The organism is Gimesia fumaroli, assembly GCF_007754425.1.
Classification (GTDB): Bacteria; Planctomycetota; Planctomycetia; order Planctomycetales; family Planctomycetaceae; genus Gimesia; species Gimesia fumaroli.
In genome coordinates this window covers 3,946,250-3,964,974 of the sequence record NZ_CP037452.1, presented here as the reverse complement: position 1 = coordinate 3,964,974, position 18,725 = coordinate 3,946,250, and the positions used below count along the sequence as shown (strand labels likewise).

The 18,725-nt window shown below is 46.1% G+C and carries 17 protein-coding genes; 3 read left to right on the top strand and 14 right to left on the bottom strand.

Annotation, left to right across the window (positions count from 1 at the left end; genetic code table 11):
- Positions 1 to 54: 54 nt before the first annotated feature.
- Positions 55 to 1,215 (top strand): adenosyl-hopene transferase HpnH, encoded by a 1,161-nt coding sequence (hpnH, locus tag Enr17x_RS15205; protein WP_145310125.1) that lies wholly within the window; start codon positions 55 to 57, stop codon positions 1,213 to 1,215.
- A gap of 439 nt (positions 1,216 to 1,654) precedes the next feature.
- Here hpnH and Enr17x_RS15200 read toward each other — a convergent pair whose 3' ends face one another.
- The 11 genes from Enr17x_RS15200 to Enr17x_RS15150 form a co-directional block, all read right to left on the bottom strand.
- Entirely contained in the window at positions 1,655 to 2,809 is a 1,155-nt protein-coding gene (locus Enr17x_RS15200; RefSeq protein WP_145310123.1) for a cytochrome c biogenesis protein ResB, read from the bottom strand.
- A gap of 28 nt (positions 2,810 to 2,837) precedes the next feature.
- The gene (locus Enr17x_RS15195) at positions 2,838 to 3,326 is read right to left on the bottom strand and encodes a hypothetical protein (protein ID WP_145310121.1); all 489 of its coding nucleotides are present in this window, start codon (positions 3,324 to 3,326) and stop codon (positions 2,838 to 2,840) included.
- Between the two features lie 492 nt (positions 3,327 to 3,818).
- Positions 3,819 to 4,220, bottom strand: a complete 402-nt coding sequence (locus tag Enr17x_RS15190) for a FoF1 ATP synthase subunit delta/epsilon (protein WP_145310119.1) — start codon at positions 4,218 to 4,220, stop codon at positions 3,819 to 3,821.
- A 97-nt stretch (positions 4,221 to 4,317) separates the two neighbouring features.
- Complete coding sequence (gene atpD, locus Enr17x_RS15185) at positions 4,318 to 5,772, bottom strand: F0F1 ATP synthase subunit beta (protein WP_145310117.1); 1,455 nt, start codon at positions 5,770 to 5,772, stop codon at positions 4,318 to 4,320.
- A gap of 75 nt (positions 5,773 to 5,847) precedes the next feature.
- Positions 5,848 to 6,726 (bottom strand): ATP synthase F1 subunit gamma, encoded by an 879-nt coding sequence (gene atpG, locus Enr17x_RS15180; protein WP_145310115.1) that lies wholly within the window; start codon positions 6,724 to 6,726, stop codon positions 5,848 to 5,850.
- Positions 6,727 to 6,773: 47 nt separating this feature from the next.
- Complete coding sequence (gene atpA, locus Enr17x_RS15175) at positions 6,774 to 8,291, bottom strand: F0F1 ATP synthase subunit alpha (RefSeq protein WP_145310113.1); 1,518 nt, start codon at positions 8,289 to 8,291, stop codon at positions 6,774 to 6,776.
- On the bottom strand, positions 8,242 to 8,886 hold the full coding sequence (gene atpH, locus Enr17x_RS15170) for an ATP synthase F1 subunit delta (RefSeq protein ID WP_145310111.1): 645 nt from the start codon (positions 8,884 to 8,886) through the stop codon (positions 8,242 to 8,244). Before atpH ends, atpA begins: the two co-directional genes overlap by 50 nt.
- Positions 8,887 to 8,963: 77 nt before the next feature.
- Positions 8,964 to 9,590 (bottom strand): F0F1 ATP synthase subunit B, encoded by a 627-nt coding sequence (gene atpF, locus Enr17x_RS15165; protein ID WP_145310109.1) that lies wholly within the window; start codon positions 9,588 to 9,590, stop codon positions 8,964 to 8,966.
- Positions 9,591 to 9,679: 89 nt separating this feature from the next.
- A complete protein-coding gene (locus Enr17x_RS30395; RefSeq protein ID WP_198000587.1) occupies positions 9,680 to 10,003 on the bottom strand; it encodes an ATP synthase F0 subunit C in 324 nt (107 codons plus the stop codon).
- 83 nt (positions 10,004 to 10,086) lie between these two features.
- Entirely contained in the window at positions 10,087 to 10,950 is an 864-nt protein-coding gene (gene atpB / locus Enr17x_RS15155) for a F0F1 ATP synthase subunit A (protein ID WP_145310107.1), read from the bottom strand.
- 531 nt (positions 10,951 to 11,481) lie between these two features.
- A complete protein-coding gene (locus Enr17x_RS15150; RefSeq protein ID WP_145310105.1) occupies positions 11,482 to 11,769 on the bottom strand; it encodes an AtpZ/AtpI family protein in 288 nt (95 codons plus the stop codon).
- A gap of 897 nt (positions 11,770 to 12,666) precedes the next feature.
- Between Enr17x_RS15150 and Enr17x_RS15145 the strand changes: the two genes are divergently transcribed.
- The gene (locus Enr17x_RS15145) at positions 12,667 to 13,785 is read left to right on the top strand and encodes a DUF4912 domain-containing protein (RefSeq protein ID WP_145310103.1); all 1,119 of its coding nucleotides are present in this window, start codon (positions 12,667 to 12,669) and stop codon (positions 13,783 to 13,785) included.
- A 48-nt stretch (positions 13,786 to 13,833) separates the two neighbouring features.
- Here the strand turns inward: Enr17x_RS15145 and Enr17x_RS15140 are convergent, their stop codons facing one another.
- The 3 genes from Enr17x_RS15140 to ilvN form a co-directional block, all read right to left on the bottom strand.
- Positions 13,834 to 14,706, bottom strand: a complete 873-nt coding sequence (locus Enr17x_RS15140; RefSeq protein WP_145310101.1) for a radical SAM protein — start codon at positions 14,704 to 14,706, stop codon at positions 13,834 to 13,836.
- A 204-nt stretch (positions 14,707 to 14,910) separates the two neighbouring features.
- Positions 14,911 to 15,915 (bottom strand): ketol-acid reductoisomerase, encoded by a 1,005-nt coding sequence (gene ilvC / locus Enr17x_RS15135; RefSeq protein WP_145310099.1) that lies wholly within the window; start codon positions 15,913 to 15,915, stop codon positions 14,911 to 14,913.
- Positions 15,916 to 16,092: 177 nt separating this feature from the next.
- Positions 16,093 to 16,611: an acetolactate synthase small subunit gene (gene ilvN / locus Enr17x_RS15130; protein ID WP_145310097.1), complete on the bottom strand. Its 519-nt coding sequence runs from the start codon at positions 16,609 to 16,611 to the stop codon at positions 16,093 to 16,095.
- Positions 16,612 to 16,953: 342 nt separating this feature from the next.
- Between ilvN and recJ the strand changes: the two genes are divergently transcribed.
- Positions 16,954 to 18,717 (top strand): single-stranded-DNA-specific exonuclease RecJ, encoded by a 1,764-nt coding sequence (gene recJ / locus Enr17x_RS15125; RefSeq protein ID WP_145310095.1) that lies wholly within the window; start codon positions 16,954 to 16,956, stop codon positions 18,715 to 18,717.
- Positions 18,718 to 18,725: the final 8 nt, after the last annotated feature.

The following is an 18,725-nucleotide window of genomic DNA, read 5'->3' as shown; positions in this document are numbered from 1 at the left end:
TATGAAAGCACTATTCTGAATGGATTTAGAATTTTTCGCAATATGGAGGAGATAGTGGGTGTTCCCCTTTCCCAAATGTGGACTGTAGCAAAGTATGTTCTGACACAACGAGCCAAAGGAATCAAGCGATATCCGCTGGTCCTGATGCTTGAGCCCTTGTTTCGGTGTAATCTGGCTTGCGCCGGCTGTGGAAAGATCCAGTTCCCCTCGCATATTCTGAAGCAGCATCTGAGCCCGGAACAATGTTTTCAGGCAGTTGACGAGTGTGGCGCCCCGATTGTTTCAATTCCAGGTGGCGAGCCACTATTGCATCCTCAAATGCCGGAGATTGTTGCCGGGCTGGTTGCACGAAAGAAATTCATCTATCTCTGCACCAATGCAATTCTGTTGGAAAAGCATCTGGAAAACTATCCACCATCCAAGTATCTCACGTTTTCAATTCATTTGGACGGGATTCGCGTAGATCATGACGCAGCTGTTTGCCGGGACGGAATTTACGACAAGGCAATCAGTGCAATTAAGGCTGCTGTAAAAGCAGGGCACCGTGTAACGACGAATTCAACGTTGTTTGAGAATGCGGAACCGGAACGCGTCCGGCAAATGTTTGATGAACTGGCCGAACTGGGCATTGAAAGTATGATGCTCTCGCCCGGATATCAATACGAAAAGGCGCCTGACCAGGAACATTTTCTAAAGCGCAATCAGACGATACAAAAGTTTCGCAAGATTCTGGCGACTCCGAAGAAAGCATGGAAGTTTAATCATTCCCCTTTGTTTCTTGAGTTCCTAAAAGGGAACTGGGAGCTGGAATGCACTCCCTGGGGCAATCCAACCTATAACATCTTCGGCTGGCAGAAACCCTGCTACCTGTTGGAAGAAGGATATGCTGATTCCTTTTCTGAATTGATGAATTCAACAAGCTGGGAACGCTACGGGCGGAAAAGTGGTAACGAAAAGTGCCGTGACTGTATGGTCCATTGCGGACACGAACCAACGGCCGTCGATCAGACATTCTCTTCATGGAAGGGCTTTTTGAAAGTGGTTTCCATGACGATCTTCGGTGCAAAAGATTCAAATAGACCTTTGCCTGTGCAGTCACCTGAATCTATACCAGAGCCACTCTACACTCCGGCAGACCATGAGTTGATTCAACTGGGAACTGTGAATGATACGGAATGCGATGAAGATGCTGAAGTATTAAATCTCTCAAATTGAGTATTGAGTCGCTTTAGTAACAACGGCGAAATTCCTTTATCACGATAAATACTGCCTTTGGTAAGATCTCAAATCACAGTCGAGCAGAATTTTCTGGCGATTGGTGGAAAACCCAGCGTAGATGAAAAACCTGTTAACGGGTTGCAAGGTCGTTTAAGTTTTAGCGATGTTTTCGATTGCACATCCAACTTAATTGCAATGACATCCCTTGGACGAAACCGCAGGACACTACCAATGACGGCAAAGAATTGCCTTAACTGGGGACTTTTACAAGGAAGGCTTCACCATCGGTTTCTGCGCCGGGGCTGCTAGATTTTTACCCAATAGTATTGACCCAACGACAATAAAGAAGCTGATTCAGATCAATGATGGTGCTCAACTCATTCTGAATAATTATCAAGAGCCCATCAGTTCCGTTTTGAGGAGAGAAGGCTGGTAACTACAACCTAACGCGACCGGGGGCCTCTTCTGGTTCGTCAAATGAACCAGGGGGGCGAAATGGATTGTCGCGAGGCTGTGGCTGGATTTCAGTCGCGGGAAAAGTTTCCGATTCTTCAAATCCCATTTGTGCTGGCTTCCATTGTGGCTCCTCACTTGGAGTGTTATTTGACCAGTCAGGCTCTTCCAGTTCTGCAATGCGGGAATCAATGCGTGTCGGACGTGGGCCTGCAGAAGCTTCTCTCTGAACCGGGAAAGACGCCCCTAAGTCTAATACGGGATAGCCGGGGATTTGTGGTAGTCCCCAAACTTCGGGAGGGATACCGACAGGATTGACATCGATATTTGCCATCGTCATCGTCAGAACAATGCCGGCTTGCGGCCAATCCAGCTTAATGACATGCGGAAGTGTTGCTCCAGAATTATTGCAAACACGATATTCACCGAGTGTGGCTGTCGCAATCCGCTGTCCCTGGCTATCGTACAATGATTGCTCGATAATATGTCCGGTGCAGAGGTTGACAACAAGGATCTTCTGGACAAGTTTCCCATTGGGTAGCAGGCGGTCTGAAATCAACTTCACATTCGGCGAGTTCTGGCCTTCTTTTTGAATAGAAAGCTCTGTTTCGTTTAAGGGGACAACGCGCAAAGCTTCGAGTAACCAGTCTGGCTCAAACGGGATATTCAACTGCGAGCCCATTGCCTGGTATTGATCATGGCGAACGGTAAAAACCCGTTTTTGCTCATTTCGCTTGACCCAGAACCAGAAACGCTCGTCGTTCGAGCCAAAATCCACTTCTGCTCCCAGAGGAGAACTCGCACGTAATCGGAATTTTTTGGGTTGTTCAACAGCCAGCATGGCGTTCAGGCTGACAGGAATTCCCCCTTTTTGCCGTGCCCTGATTTTTACATTCGAAGACTGCCAACCATAAACGCCTTCAATTTGTGAGTTCAAATGAGTGACAATTTGAGTATAGCTGGCGTTAGGAGGTAATACGCAGACAGCGGGTTGCTGAGGGAGGAAGGTTCGAACAGAAGCGCACGCAGGCAGCAGTATTGCAACCAGAAGCACGAGCGTCACTTTCGTGACGACACTGAGCCTGTTCAAATTGATGCAGGAGTGATTGTGTGTTGTTCTTCCATGAACATGCAACATATTAACAACCCATCATGGGGCGAGCCCCTTAGTCCCATTCTTCAAAAAATTGGTTATTCAGTTGGTTCTGCAGTTGTTCGATTTCAGACTCATCCAGATTCTGATCACGGATTTCGAAAGATCCTTCACCATGTGTTCCAGACAACTGGAGATATGATGTTTTCTCTTCCTCACGGGATCCATCCAGTTTAAGCCGTCGCTTTTGAACCAGGAACAAGGCAAGTACGTAGAGAAATTTTTCCTGTACCTGGTTGGGAGCTTCATATAATTGCTCAAAGTATTGCATTAGTGCATCAGGATCAATTTTTTTTGTGCCTTGGGCAGCAGGTTCTGGAACCTGGCATTTCCATTCGCCTACAAAACCTTCTGGCGGTCCTGTCCAGCCATCTTGGGAAAAGTCGAGACGAGTCAATTGACCGTTTTGTTCGATAATGACAGAGTGAACCGTTTCGCCTGGAACAAACTCTTTTCCAGTCGAAGAGCAGGATTTTCCCAAAGGTTTTAAATGATAGTCCATCTAAAAATACTCAAATTCGGAATTCAGATCGTCATTTCAGGTTCAATAGAAAAGCCAGATTGCTGACAGCGGGCGAATCCTAGACTATTACTGGATTTAGCTCAAGGTAATTCTTGCTGGATCATTCATTTTCTTACGATCAAAACAAGAATTTCCTGCAGTATAAAGTATTAAGAGAAAAAGAGTTAGGACCCTGTGAAGAACTTACTGGACGAGCCACCTTCTTTGACAATGGGTATTTCAATCGGGCAGGCGCAACGAGGGCAGTGCCCGGAAAAAGCGGTTGCGTCATGGTTAACATAGATTTGGGAATAGATGTTACAGCACTTGAAATGAACGCCAACAGATGACCGCTGGGGGCTTGGTGAGGCATCTTGATCAGGCATAAATGACTCCATAAAAAAATACGCTGTAATGCACGAAGCGATTTCAGCGTATTTATGAAAATCTATGATTTAAATCAAGATGTTTTGATCTTAGCGATCATTGATTCTATTTTTGGTCTGAGAGCATCAGCATGGCACGTGCCCGGCTTTGGTCACGTTCACGCGCATTACATTGTTCATCACCAATTGCTGGGCGAGCCAGGGCTTCCGCAAGGAGTTTTTCAGCATCTGCAGCGCTTAACTCGCTGAGAGGAATTGCCTGTTCTGTTAATACAGAAATCACATCTCCTTGAACCTGGAGAAAGCCACCATCGACGAAATAACTGACTTCTACACCACCCTCAGAGCGGAAGGCCAATTCTCCATACCCCAGACGCCCGACCATGGGCATGCGTCCGGGAAGAATTCCAATTTGCCCGTCAAATAAAGTACAGCGTAGACTCTGGATCGATTGATCTAACAGAGTCGTTTCCGGAGTAACTAATAAGAGGCGAAATTCTTGAGCCATTGGTGCTCTAACCACATTTAAAACAGGAAATCAGATTGAACTTGTGAACGAAGCAAATTCTGTCCATTCACAATGAAGTCGATACTCTTGTGACGTTTTATTCTTCAGCCATTCGTTTGGCTTGCTCTTCTGCTTCTTCGACAGAACCAACATACATGAATGCGGCTTCGGGAAGGTGGTCCCATTTACCGGCACAGATCTCTTCGAAGCTGCGAATAGTATCTGCCAGAGGTGTAATTTTACCTTCTTTACCAGTAAATACTTCAGCCACGAGGAAGGGTTGTGACAAGAAACGTTCAATACGTCGTGCACGATGCACGATCAGTTTATCTTCTTCACTCAATTCATCAACACCCAAAATTGCGATAATATCCTGGAGTTCACGATACCGTTGCAACGTTTGCTGTACTTCACGAGCTACTTTGTAGTGACGCTCACCCACATATTGTGGATCCAGAATACGGCTGGAAGATGCCAATGGATCGATGGCAGGATAGATCCCTTTTTCTGAAATTTTTCGTTCCAGATAAATGAAAGCATCCAAGTGAGAGAATGCGGTCGCAGGAGCAGGGTCGGTTGGGTCGTCTGCTGGCACATAAACGGCCTGCACACTGGTGATCGCCCCGTTTTTCGTGGATGTAATTCGTTCCTGTAGTTCACCCAACTCTGTTCCCAGAGTTGGCTGGTATCCCACAGCACTCGGCATACGTCCTAAAAGTGCAGACACTTCACTTCCTGCCTGTGAGAAGCGGAAAATGTTATCAACGAAGAGCAGGGTGTCTGTTCCTGTTGTGTCACGGAACCATTCTGCCATTGTCAAAGCGGACAGAGCAACACGCAAACGTGCTCCTGGAGGTTCATTCATCTGACCAAAGACCATACAGGTTTGCTCGATAACAGAGCGGTCTGTTTGACCAATTTTTGTTTCCTGCATTTCTAACCAGAGGTCGTTACCTTCACGGGTTCGTTCACCTACTCCAGCAAATACAGAGTAACCACCGTGAGCACTCGCGATACGCGCGATTAACTCGGTCAAAATCACAGTTTTACCAAGACCGGCACCACCGAACAGGCCCGCTTTTCCACCACGGACAAACGGGGTTAAGAGGTCAACCACTTTGATTCCGGTTTCGAATAACTCGGTCTTCGCACTCAGGTTTTCCAGAGCAGGGGCTTTACGGTGAATGGGCCAGCGTTCCTCTGATTCCACTTCACCACGACCATCGACAGGATCACCCAGCAGGTTGAAGACGCGTCCCAGTGTTTCTTTACCAACGGGAACAGAAACAGGGGCACCCGTATCTGTCACATCCATCCCACGAACCATTCCGTCGGTTGAGCCTAGAGCCACACATCGTACACGGCCACCTCCCAGGTGTTGCTGAACTTCCCCGGTGACTTTGATGACAACGTCCTTGATTGTTTCGTTTACAACCAGAGCATTGTAGATTTCCGGCATCTGATTTTCTGGAAATTCTGCATCAAATGTTGAACCAATGATCTGTGTGATTTTACCAACTGCGGTCGATGTACTGGCTTCCGTTGTCGCCATTGATATGTCTCTACTTTCTGATATTTATCAATTTGTAAAAAACCATAAAGTGCCTACGTTAAGGCATTGCGGAAATTATTCTAAGGCAGCTGCACCACCAATGATTTCAAGGATTTCCGAGGTAATTTGAGTTTGTCGTGCACGGTTATATTGAGCGGAAAGAGTGCCCACCATTTCATTGGCATTTTCTGTGGCACCTTTCATAGCTACCATACGAGCAATCTGCTCGCTCACCGCTGCATCAAGGAAGCATTTGAACAACCGTGCTTTAAACGCAGTCGGAACAATTTCCTCCAGGATTTCCTGAGCAGAAGGCAGAAACTCGTAGTCATATTTTTGTGATGTTTCGGATGCTTCAGTCGAAGATTCTAACGCACCAATCGGAAGAAGTGACTGCACGACCGGCTGTTGTTTGGATGACGAAACAAATTCGGTATAAGCGACATCCAAACGATCGATTTTCCCCTCAATATACTCGGTAATAAATCGGGTTGCCAGTTGGTCAACTTCTTCAAATGTAGGACGGTCTTCGAAGTGGGTATATGTCTCTGCAGCAGCAATATCCTGAAACTTCAAAAAGCCAATCCCGCGTTTCCCCGAAACTTCCAGACGAATATTCTGTCCCTCGGCTTTTAATTCCTGGTAACGTTTCAAGGCAAGCTTTAAGACGCCTGAGTTATACCCGCCGCAAAGCCCCCGGTTTGATGTCAGGATTAACAGGACCGAATTTTGTTCGGACTCATGCTTTTCCAGTAGCGGGTGATGAAACTCAAGATTTGCTTGAGATAGATCCGCAACAAGTTCCGAAATCTTTTTTGTATAAGCGGCAGCTTCCGAAGCACGGTCCATGGCTTTCTTGAATCGTGCAGTGGCGATCAATTCCATGGTCCGTGTAATTTTACGGATGTTTTTTACCGCTTTTAATCGTTTTACGATGGCACGTGCTTTGGCCATTAGATCCTGAACCTGTTTTCGATTAGCTATTCAAACAAAAAAATCAATTACGCATGTTTTCGCAGATACTGATCGACGAATGTTTTCAGTACAGACGTTAATTGTTCGATGGTATCGGCTTCCAGTTTACCGGTTTCTGTAATTTTGTCAGTGATTTCCGGATATTGATCATGGATAAACTGTAACATTTCTGTTTCAGCTTCCTGAACCTGTGGAATGGGCACTGAGTCAAAGAAACCTTTGGTTCCGGCATAGAGGCTAACTACCTGATCTGCCATAGGCATCGGATTGAATTGAGGCTGTTTAAGTAATTCAACCATTCGATACCCACGATCAAGCTGTGCTTGAGTCGCTTTATCCAGTTCGGTACCCATTTGAGCGAACGCTTCCAGTTCACGGAAGGCCGCCAGGTCCAAACGCAAACTACCGGAAACACTTTTGGTCGCTTTGGTCTGAGCATTACCACCGACGCGTGAAACACTGATCCCCACGTTAATCGCAGGTCGAATACCGGCGAAGAACAGATCCGGTTCCAGATAAATCTGGCCGTCAGTAATGGAAATCACGTTCGTTGGAATATAAGCTGAGACTTCCCCTTCCAGCGTTTCAATGATGGGAAGGGCCGTCATGGAACCGCCACCGAGTTCGTCACTCAAACGGGCAGAACGCTCCAAGAGTCGACTGTGACAGTAAAATACGTCTCCAGGATATGCTTCACGTCCGGGAGGTCGTCGCATCAACAATGACAACTGACGATAAGCTTGTGCCTGTTTAGAAAGGTCATCATAAACGACCAATGTGTGTTTACCCTGATACATATAGTGCTCTGCAATAGCAGCACCAGCATAAGGGGCAATGTATTGGAGTGGGGCAGGGTCACTGGCAGAAGCACTGACGACAACGGTGTAATCCATTGCGCCATGTTCTGTAAGCTGATTGACAACACCTGCGATCGTGGCGGCACGCTGACCACAGCCAACATAAACACAGATGACGTCTTTGCCTTTCTGGTTCAGAATCGTATCAATGGCGATCGCGGTCTTACCCGTTTTACGGTCACCAATGATCAATTCACGCTGGCCTCGACCAACGGGCGTCATAGCGTCGATCGCCTTGATACCGGTCGCCATAGGTTGAGTCACGGGTTGTCTGGCGGCAACACCGGGAGCGGCAACCTCCAGAGGTCTGGATTCCGTTGCTACAATCGGGCCTTTTCCATCCAGGGGGACCCCCAGTGGATCGACAACTCGACCCAGCAATTCATCACCAACAGGTATTGAAAGCAGGGTACCCGTGCTGCGAACCTCATCCCCTTCAGCGATTGCTAAGTAATCACCAAAGATAATGATACCAACAGAGTTTTCTTCCAGGTTGAACACCTGACCGCGAACTCCGTTGGAAAACTCGACCATTTCACCAGACATGGCAGAAGAAAGTCCGTAAACACGTGCGATACCATCGCCGACTTCAAGGACTCGTCCTACTTCACTGGTTTCAATTTCGCCGCGAAAGTCTTCAATTTCCTTTTGGATGACTGAAGCGATCTCGTCCGCTTTGAATTTCATGAATGCTCCTATTGCTCAACCGTCCTCGTAATTGTTTCAAACGAGTCCGAAGAGAACCATCATATACTGTGTCATCAACTTGAATAACCAGACCACCTATAACAGACTGGTCTATCGATGTTTCAATTACTGGAGAAAAGCCCAGTGTGTCACTCAAACGCTGTTTAATGCTTGTTAAAGTATTATCCGAAAGCTCAAAAGCAGACCGTACAACAACCGCTTTTTTACCGGTTTCTGCATCTCGCAGTGTTGTGATCTGTGAGAAGATCTGTTCCAGCAGCCCCAGTCTTTCATGCTCCACCAGAACCCTCAGAAAATTCGTAAGTACTTCTGAAGCATGGGGGGCTACGACTCGGTCAATCAAGCTTAACGACTCTTCTTTGTTAAGTGATTTTGATATCAGCATCGCACCAAAGACTGGGTTCTGACTGATAGCAACATTCAGAAATTCGTTAAACTCATCGATGGCAGAATCTTTTTCAGATTCCTTAACCGCACCAAGAAACGCTTTGGCATAAACCTTGGCAATTGATGTTGCACCGGGGTCTTCCATTACGCTTGGAATATGAGTCTTTACTTTATTCTGATCGTTCACGCGGATCACAACTCACAGCTAAAGGATAAATAACTCAAACTTGACAACTTGCGTTTGAATAAATGTCGTATCTTAAATTAATTTGAACTGCTGGAAATCTGAGACAAAGCCTCTTCAATCAGTCGTTCGCGGTCTGATTCATTAAGAGCGCGTCCCAGGACATGCTCTGTAGCATCGACAACCCGCCCGTTCATCTGGTCAAACAGATCTTTCAAGGCAAGCTCACGAGCTCGATCAATTTCGTCAATGGCATGGGCCTTAATGGACTCTGCTTCAGTACGAGCCTGTTCGAGAATGTCTTGCCGGATCCGATCTGCATCAGAACGGGCTTCCACCATCATCGCCTGAATTTCATCCTGAGCAGCCTCAATTTTACGAGTGTGCTCTTTGACCAGTTCTTCTGATTCTTTTTGTTTCGATTCTGCTTCCTCAATTGCAGTGACGACTCTTAATTCCCGCTCGTCAAGAGCTTTGATTAGAGGGCCCCAGGCAACTGATTTGAGAACAATCACAAATACAATGAAAACAATAAATGACCATAATGCCAAGTCGGTTTTCCACTGCAATGGCGCCCCTTCAGGGTGTGCAGCGCCGTCAGCAGCATACAAGGATGCTTCGGAACCAATCAGCCCACTTCCCAAGATCATACCACTGAAAATAATCAGCATGATGATGCATCGGCTTGTAAAAAGACTTTTAAACATGATCAAATATTCTCACATCGTAATCAGAATAACTGGAATGAAATTCGAACTCATAGTATGTGAAGGCTTCTTAGAGAAGCACACCCACACTATTTACCGAGGCAGATAATAAGTGCAAAGAATGTTGCACCTTCGATCAACGCTGCCGCAATAATCATTGCAGTCTGAATTGCACCGCCTGCTTCTGGTTGACGTGCAATGGCTTCTACTGCAGAGGCACCAATTTTACCAATACCGAAACCAGCGCCGATAATTGCGATACCAGCACCGATGGCCCCCAAAGGAAGCGCATTTGTAGTTTCTTGAACCGCGGCTTCAGCATCAGCAGCAGGTGCTTCTTGTGCCATTGCAGGAATAGCTGTGGCCAATACAACAACGCATGTCATGTAGATAATCCGTAAAGCATGGATCATTGTTATTATCCCCTGACCTTTCTCAACGAGGAACACTCAAACAAAATATACTAAGCAAGTCTGATACGATACTGGCTGTTTCTCTAGTGAGGGTTGACAGCAGCACCAATAAACAGAGTTGCAAGAAACGCAAATACATATGCCTGCAGGAACGCGACAAAGAGTTCCAGCAAGCCAACCAAAATCTGGGCAATGATACTGGATGGCATCACGATGGCCCACATTCCGGAGTCAGCAGTCATCGCGATGAATCCCAGAAAGACTGCGATCACGGTATGACCTGCCATAATGTTGGCAAATAAACGAATTGCCAACACAGCATGTTTAATTAAAAAACCAGCAAGCTCAATGAGCCAGATCATTGGCACAAGGACCAGTTTCAATGCCAGAGGCAATTCCATTGGAGGAGCCAGTGATAACCAGAATTGAACAGGACCTTGCTCTTTAGATCCAAAAAAGACAACAGCACAAAAAGTAGTGAATGCCAGTGCGATCGTTACATTCAATTCACCGGTTGCGGACCCTAACCAAGGAAAAACACCTAATAAATTGCAGATCAAGACATAAAAGAAGCAAGAGAGAACAAACGGCAGATATTTGTCAGCAGGATGTCCTACTTTTTGTTCCTGGTGGTGATCATGGCTATGATCGTCATCATGATGATGACCTTCGCCAATCGTTGGCCGAACAACTTCGTCTCGCATGTAAATGACAATTGATTCCCAAAAGTTCCACCAGCGTCCTGTCACAACCTGTCCGCCAGCTGCCCGTCTGGCTAACCCACGAAAGACGAGAAAAAGGAAGACGACTGCCACCAGCTGCAATAACATGAACTTCGAAACCTGAAACCCGAATAACTCTGGCAATTCCAAGTGGAATTGACCAGGAAGTTCGAAATGCGGGAAATCGCGAACATGATGAAATTTATCAGCGTGACCGGCGGCCATTTTTTAAGCTCGATTCAAAATTGTTTCTAATCAATACATCGTTAACTACAAACAGCTTCGGCAGATTACCGAATGATCAACAAGGTTTCAACCAATAGAGAGGCAAAGTAGCAAATCAATAACCAAATCGAAAAATTAGCTAACCCAAAGTCGGGACGAATGTTGAAAATGATTAAAGCCCCCACTCCAGCGATCATGATTCGTGTCAAAGTTGATATGGCCATGACTGATGCCGGAGGCGCTTCTCGAAAGAAGTATCCAGTCATCAGAAGGATAATGAGCCCTGGTATTAAACAGAGTAGAGCCGAATAAACCAGGCCTTCAACAGAGGTCTTTCCCGCTGTTAAATACGCAGGAACACAAAGAATCAGAAATAACCCCAGCAGAGCACTTGTGAGAATGACACATTGCTTAAGGGGATTTTTGCTTTGTGAATGCGAGGTAGTAAGCATGGTATCGAAACGGTTTTATTTATTGAATCCGGGACAAACAACTGAGGCAACTCAACCTGAACTAATTTCTTAGATCTACTTACTCAATGTCATCATGAAGCTTTTCAGCGTTTTTTGATGGTTGATCTATTTTCTTTCGTTGCTTGAGCTCTGCATCTTTAGCCATTCGCAGTAAATGTGTCATACCGACAGCAAATCCGAGTACAGCGCCCAGAGCAGTCAGCCAAGGTGAGGTACCCCATTTTCCATCGAGCCAGTGCCCTAAAAAAGCGGGGAGTGCCATTTCAAGACTGACGGTTGTCAAACGGCTTACCCAACGATGGGCTTCGACAAGCGATGATTGACTCCGCCGATCAGGTCGCAGCATGACAGATGCTTTCAGTGAGTAAGCAACAACACAAAACAATAGCCTGCATGACTAAAATCAAACAAAGCTGCAGGAGACTGTAAAGACAACTTAATAAAGAGTCAAAGTATCTACCGTTCGAATCAGGCGAAACCAATTATTCTCAAAAATGAAATTCAGTAGGTTCATGTCCTATTTGTGTTAAGAAATCCGTTCAAGGGTAAGTGGTAGAGAATAAAACGGGATCACTTTATGTTTGAATGGAATAAACCAGATTCTAAGTGGTCAGTAGCAAAACCACATTTGATACTGACCGCTTTTCGATAATTGCCGTTTTGATCCATCCAGAAGAGTTCAATGAAATTTTGATGAGGCTAAAATTATAAGCGCAATAACAGTAAGGAGATGAGACATTGCGTGGTGTGTATTGGATGAAATCAGAACGCCGCAATAGTTGATTTTTGTTTCATCTCATGGTAAAAGTAGTTTCACGTTTCAAAAATGATTCATATGTCAGAGCCTTTGCTAGGGAGTATGGGTCTCAGGGCCGAAGCTGTTTAGGGCACACAGCCAGTGATGCTGAGCCAGCGAAAAGCACCTGTTTGAATGTGTATATTTCATGAAGGGAATGACAGTCTCTGGTTTTTTATTACCAGCGTCGGTTCCTGAATATGAGAATTAAAACTAGTGGCTTTCTGTTCTGGGGAGAGTAGCGTCCTGGTCGAAATATTGATTTGACGTTTACATATTGTTCACTGCATTATGATCGTGTGAAATAAAGGAGTTCAGTTTTCTGCGATCAGTTATATGTGTTGGAACGGGGCAGATGTGCTAAAACTTATCCTGAATGTCATGGAAGACTAAGGCATTATTGAGACACCGACCATTGTCTTGATTGATATCTGGGAGCCATTCCTAATGTCCCCAACCATTCTGAAGTCCCTCGAGAGCCAAACTCGTCGTGATTTAGCAGCTACAGCAAAGTCTCATGGAATTGCCGGTTGGCATGGCATGAGAAAGCAGGAGTTGGTTAAAGCCATCGCAAAAATCAAGATGGCGAAATCAAAGCCTAAACGTAAGAATTCTGTATCTGCTAAAAACAAAAAGTCGTCTTCATCTCCTGGGACTCCCAATCCTGCTGCTGTCCCAGCTTTCCCTTCACAGACTTCGTCCAATATGACACCGACCGACCATCAGGCTCGGATTCAAAAATTGTTGAAATCAAATGGGCAGAGTTCTCATAGCGAAAAACTCCACCCGACGACAGAATCAACTGAGACGAAACTAACCGCTCAGGTGAAAGATTCCCACTGGTTACTAGCCACCTGGATGATTACCCAAGGGAGTCTGGACCGTGCTAAAGCAGCATTGGGTGCCTACTGGTATCAAGCAGTTCCAGTGATTCGGGTCTACGATATTACGACGAATGAAAACAGCCGAACAAGCAAAGCCTACGTCAAAGACGTAGAGATCAAAATTGATTCTGGGCTGTGGTACGTACAAATCGATCAACCTGCCCGCTCTTATAAGCTGCAGCTTGGTTTTGTCACTCCGCAGAACAAGTTTTTTGGCTTGGTTTATTCCCATAAACTGACCCCTCCAATGCCTGAGGTATGTGAAAAAGGGGGAAAAACCAAGCGTGCTCTTGACAGTAACTATTCGGCTACACGGTCAAGGCGTTACACCTCTCGTTCTGAAAACGGTGGAACCCCGGTTTCTCGTCTTGCACTTCCTCTGACGCTTGATGCGAATGGAGATTCAAACGGATCTCGAAATAAAAAGACCAAAAAAGAATTCCACGTGGAAACCGAATTGCTGATTCATGGTAGTTCTGATCCACAATCTGAAGTGACAATACTCGGTGAAAAAATTCCCGTCAGTAAAGAAGGTCGGTTTGCACTTCGCTTAAGTCTGCCAAATGGACGACAGGTGATTCCCGCAGTCAATACATCGTCTAATAAACGGCGTCAACAGACGATTGTGCTGGCCATTGAGCGGAATACGAAAGACTTGGAACCAGTTCAGCTCGACGAGTAAGGAAAATGCGCTCGCAACGCCAGATGACTGACAGAGTGCGCTTTTCTGTCAGTCGGCGTTTCCGTAGAAAACCTCGGTCTTGAGGTTCGTCTGTTCTTCCACCTTGCGAGCAATCTGATCGACTTGTGCTGAACTGAGCGAAGATACATAGTCTTCGGTTGTTCTGCGTGCGATGGTATAAACCTGAACCAACTTGATTTCGCCACCGGAATTGAGCACCTCGTTCAATCGTACACAATAAGCGTCGATCTCAGATTCCTTTGGTGGCTTCTGATTGATTAGCATAAACAGGCTTTGGATCACAATTGGTCGCTGTCTGGCTGCAAGAACTATGTTATCCAGAATATGTCCAAAACGAATTTTGGTACGATCGACGGTTTTAAAATAGCTTTCTGTTCCGGCATCCAATTTAGCCCAGATCTCTCCCTGATTTTCGTCGAAGACTTTTAACGCAGCCTGAGTACTATCTCGATGCAGCATGCTCGCATTGGTAATTAAGACCATTTTGACCTGGCCAGCCTGATGTTTCTGTTTTAATTCGGCAACTTTTTGGGCAATCTGGTCAAAATTGCGGTATGTTGTAGGCTCTCCATCACCAGAAAAAGCAATATCGTTTAAGCGTCTGAGTTTCTGAGGCACCTCAGAGAATTTCGCATCTTGATAGATTTCGCCGCTAAGCACAAATTTCAGCATATGATCCAACTCATTTAAAAGCTGATCGAGCCCAACAAAGCGGGTTTCGGATTCTTCCCTGCGATCGACCTGACAATAAATACAGTCGAAATTGCAGATCTTGTCCGGATTCAAATTAACGCCAATCGAAATACCCTTGCTACGTCGAGACAGTACCGGATAGACAAACTTATTATCATGATAAGTTCGCTGATGCTGTGAGTGCAGGGGGAGTGACGATGATGGCATAGCTTCAATTCCAATCGGACGGAGTAATAATCTCTCTCATTTTATATGACTGCTCACCCTGAAAGACAAGTGGTACCAGATTTGTTATCGCATCCCAAAAAAGTTCACTCATTAGCAGAGAATCGGTGTGCCATAAAAAACGCGGCAAAAACAATGGTAAGTTTTTGCCGCGTTTATGCTTATGTGCAAAGTAGTCGAATCGAATTAGACTTCTTTTGAATCGATCCAGCTCATCATACGTCGTAATTCTTTCCCAACAGTTTCAATTGGATGCTGGCGATTCAAGCGACGGATTGCTTTGAATGAGGCCTGATTGGCTTTATTTTCCAGTAACCAGTTTCTCGCAAATTCGCCTGTCTGGATTTCAGTCAGGATCTTCTTCATTTCTTTGCGAGTTTCATCAGTGATGATCCGAGGTCCGCTGGAGTAATCGCCGTACTCAGCAGTGTTAGAAACACTGTAACGCATGTAGTTTAAGCCGCCTTCATAGAAAAGGTCGACGATCAGTTTTAATTCATGCATACACTCGAAATAAGCCATTTCAGGCTGGTATCCAGCTTCAACCAGTGTGTCGTAGCCCGCTTTCACTAACTCGCTGACTCCACCACAAAGCACAACCTGCTCGCCAAACAGGTCTGTTTCTGTTTCTTCGGCAAACGAGGTTTCAATCACTCCGCCGCGGGTTCCGCCGATCCCTTTGGCATACGCTAACGCCAGTTGACGAGTGCTTTCTGCAGCTCCATCGACTAAAGCGATCAGCGAAGGAACACCGCCACCTTTAACGTATTCGCTACGCACAAGGTGTCCAGGGCCTTTGGGGGCAACCAGAGCTGCATCGACTCCTGCTGGAGGAACAACCTGATTGAAGTGAATATTAAACCCGTGTGAGCATAATAGAAGATTTCCTTTGCTCAAGTTCGGAAGAATTTCGCTTTTGTAAAGGTCTCCCTGAACTTCATCAGGCAGTAGGATGTTGATCAGGTCACCTTGTTTTGTTGCTTCAGCAATCGAGACAGGCTCAAATCCGTGGCTGACAGCCAAATCGTAATTTTCACTACCTTTGCGTTGTCCAATAATGACATTGCAGCCACTGTCGCGAAGGTTTTGAGCTTGCGCGTGTCCCTGGCTTCCGTAGCCAAGAATCGCGATCGTCTTGTCTTTCAACAAAGACAAATCTGCATCATCATCATAATAAATTGTAACTGCCATAATCCTGATCTCTTGTTTTGATGTAAGGCTGAAAGAAGTAGAACCTGATCTGCTTCTATTAGAACGTTAGAACTTGAGCAGCCATCAGTTGTTTCAATGTGAACTTACGAAGCAACTTCCTGCTCAGGGAGAACAAAACAGCCATGATTCAGTTTTTTGCTGTTCGTTCTAGCGGAATTATTTCACAGTTTCCACAGACTCTGTATTCACGTCTGCTTTCACTGTTTCTGAGCGTAGTAACGCGATCCTTCCTGTACGTACGATCTCCAGAATCCCAAAAGGTCTCATTACGTCAATAAATGAATTGATTTTGGATTCCTGACCGGAGATCTCGATCATCACGTTTTCAGAGCTCACGTCAACGATTTTCGCACGGAAAATTTCGACTAATTCACGAATTTCTGATCGTGTTTTTCCGGGAGTCGTGACTTTCATCAGCATTAAGTCGCGTTCAACAAAATCCTGGCCTGAGAAGTCGACCACTTTCACAACGGTGACCAACTTTTCCAGTTGCTTTCTGACTTGATCCAGTTTGTTGTAATCCCCTACGACAAAGGTAATTCGGGAGAATTCAGGTTCTTCGGTTTCGCCGACAGCCAGGCTTTCAATGTTGAAGGCGCGCGAAGCAAGCATACCCGAAATATGGGCCAAGACACCCGGTTGGTTCATTACCAGAGCAGAAAGAACGTGTTTCATCCCAAAACCTTAATTTGTAATTCAATCAGAAATCTAAGTACCGTGTAAAGCGATAGAAGCATACAGTCTAGTCTCGAAGTGAAGCACAGACAAGTCCCGTAGCCGATATCTCTGGATGCTCTGCTTATGATCAGGTCGGTTAGAGCGATTATACAACGATCACGCTGTTTGAGGTGACATTTCACGGAGAGATCAGGTTCGTTTTCGTGGGAAATCGGGTTGAGTCTTTCATTTTGTACATTTAGGTAATCCAGAACTTTTGACAGTCAGGCTCAACTCTGTTTTAATTATTTAACACGATTTAGCTCAATTCAAACCTTCCGAATCTGATCGAGAGCACGGATGACTCAAAAATGGCGATTTGCTCCCCACGATGAATCTCAAATACGCGGCCTCAGTTCTGAAATGCGCATCTCACCGCTTCTGGCTCAGGTCCTGATCGCACGAGGGCTTCGGGACGCATTATCTGCACGGAGTTTTATTGATGCCCGTATGAGTGAGCTTCTGGATCCCTGTTCCATGCCAGGCGTCGATGATGCTGCCGATCGAGTCATCGCAGCGATCAATGCAAAGCGACGTATTACCATCTACGGCGACTACGACGTCGACGGCATGACCGCCACCAGCATTTTACTCCAATGTATCACTCTGGCGAATGGGCAGTGTGACTACTTTATCCCCAATCGTCTGGATGATGGTTATGGTTTAAACTGTGACGCCGTCCAAAAGTTATACGAAGAGGATCCCCAGCGATTACTGATCACCGTGGATTGTGGAATCACCAGTGTGAAAGAGGCGGCACTTGCCAAAGAATTAGGCCTGGAGCTGATTATTACCGACCATCATCAGATGGGGGACGAACTTCCGGATGCGGATTGCCTGGTTCATCCGCGTTTACCAGACAGTAGTTATGAATTTCCGCATCTATGTGGTGCAGGGGTTGCCTTGAAACTGGCCTGGGCAGTTTGTCAAAAATTGGGAGATGGTCAGAAGGCATCCCCCAAAATGCGTGAGTATTTAAAATGTGCCGTCGGACTGGCTGCTATTGGGACTATTGCTGATGTCGTTCCTTTACTGGGCGAGAATCGGATTCTCGTCCGTTACGGACTGGGAGCCCTTACTGAGCTTGCTCCAATGGGATTACTGGAGTTGATGAAAGTCGCAGAGATTAAATCTGGCCAAACGCTTGATACCGAAGACATTGGTTTCGCACTTGCGCCCCGATTGAATGCAGCGGGAAGACTAGGGCAGGCCCGACTGGCTGTGGAACTGTTGACAACAACTAATCAGGATCGCGCTACACAGTTAGCCGCTTATCTGGATGAATTAAACAAAAACCGCAGAACTGTAGAACGCCGGATATTAAAACAAGCCAGAGAGATGGTGGAAGAGAATGAAGAATGGAACGATCATCCAACATTAGTTCTGGCACATCAGGACTGGCATCCGGGAGTTATCGGAATTGTCGCCAATCGAGTGGCAGAACACTTTGAAAAACCGACCGTGTTGATTGCATTGGATGCCAATTCTCGCACCGGTCAGGGGTCTGCACGGTCATTTGCCGGCTTTGATCTACATGCCGGCTTCTCATCCTGTGCTGCGCATTTAACCCGCTATGGTGGTCACCAGGCTGCAGCTGGGCTCAAAATTGAAGAAGACAAAGTCAACGACTTTCGGCTGGCATTTGCTGAGTATGCTGTGAGTGCGCCCCAACCCTCTGATCATGACCTGCAGGTACGCATTGATGCAGAAGTTTGCTTGAATGAAATCACAAAACAATCCGTGCGGGAACTGGATTGCCTGGGGCCGTTTGGCCAAGAGAATCCCCGGCCTCAATTTGTGGCAACGCGTGTTGAACTGGCAGAACCCCCGCGAACAATGGGAGAAGGGGGGCGGCATCTTTCCCTGGTCTTTCAACAACACAATACAAAAATACGAGCGATCGCATTTGGAAAAGGGGAATGGGCCAGTCAGATGGAAGAAGATGGTGGTCCGTTTTCAATCAGTTTTGCACCGGGGATTAATCGCTTTCGCGGCTTTGAAAGTGTGCAACTGCAATTGAAAGACTGGGTCTCTGAAAAATCAAAAACTCCGGTCACATCCTGAACCGAGAG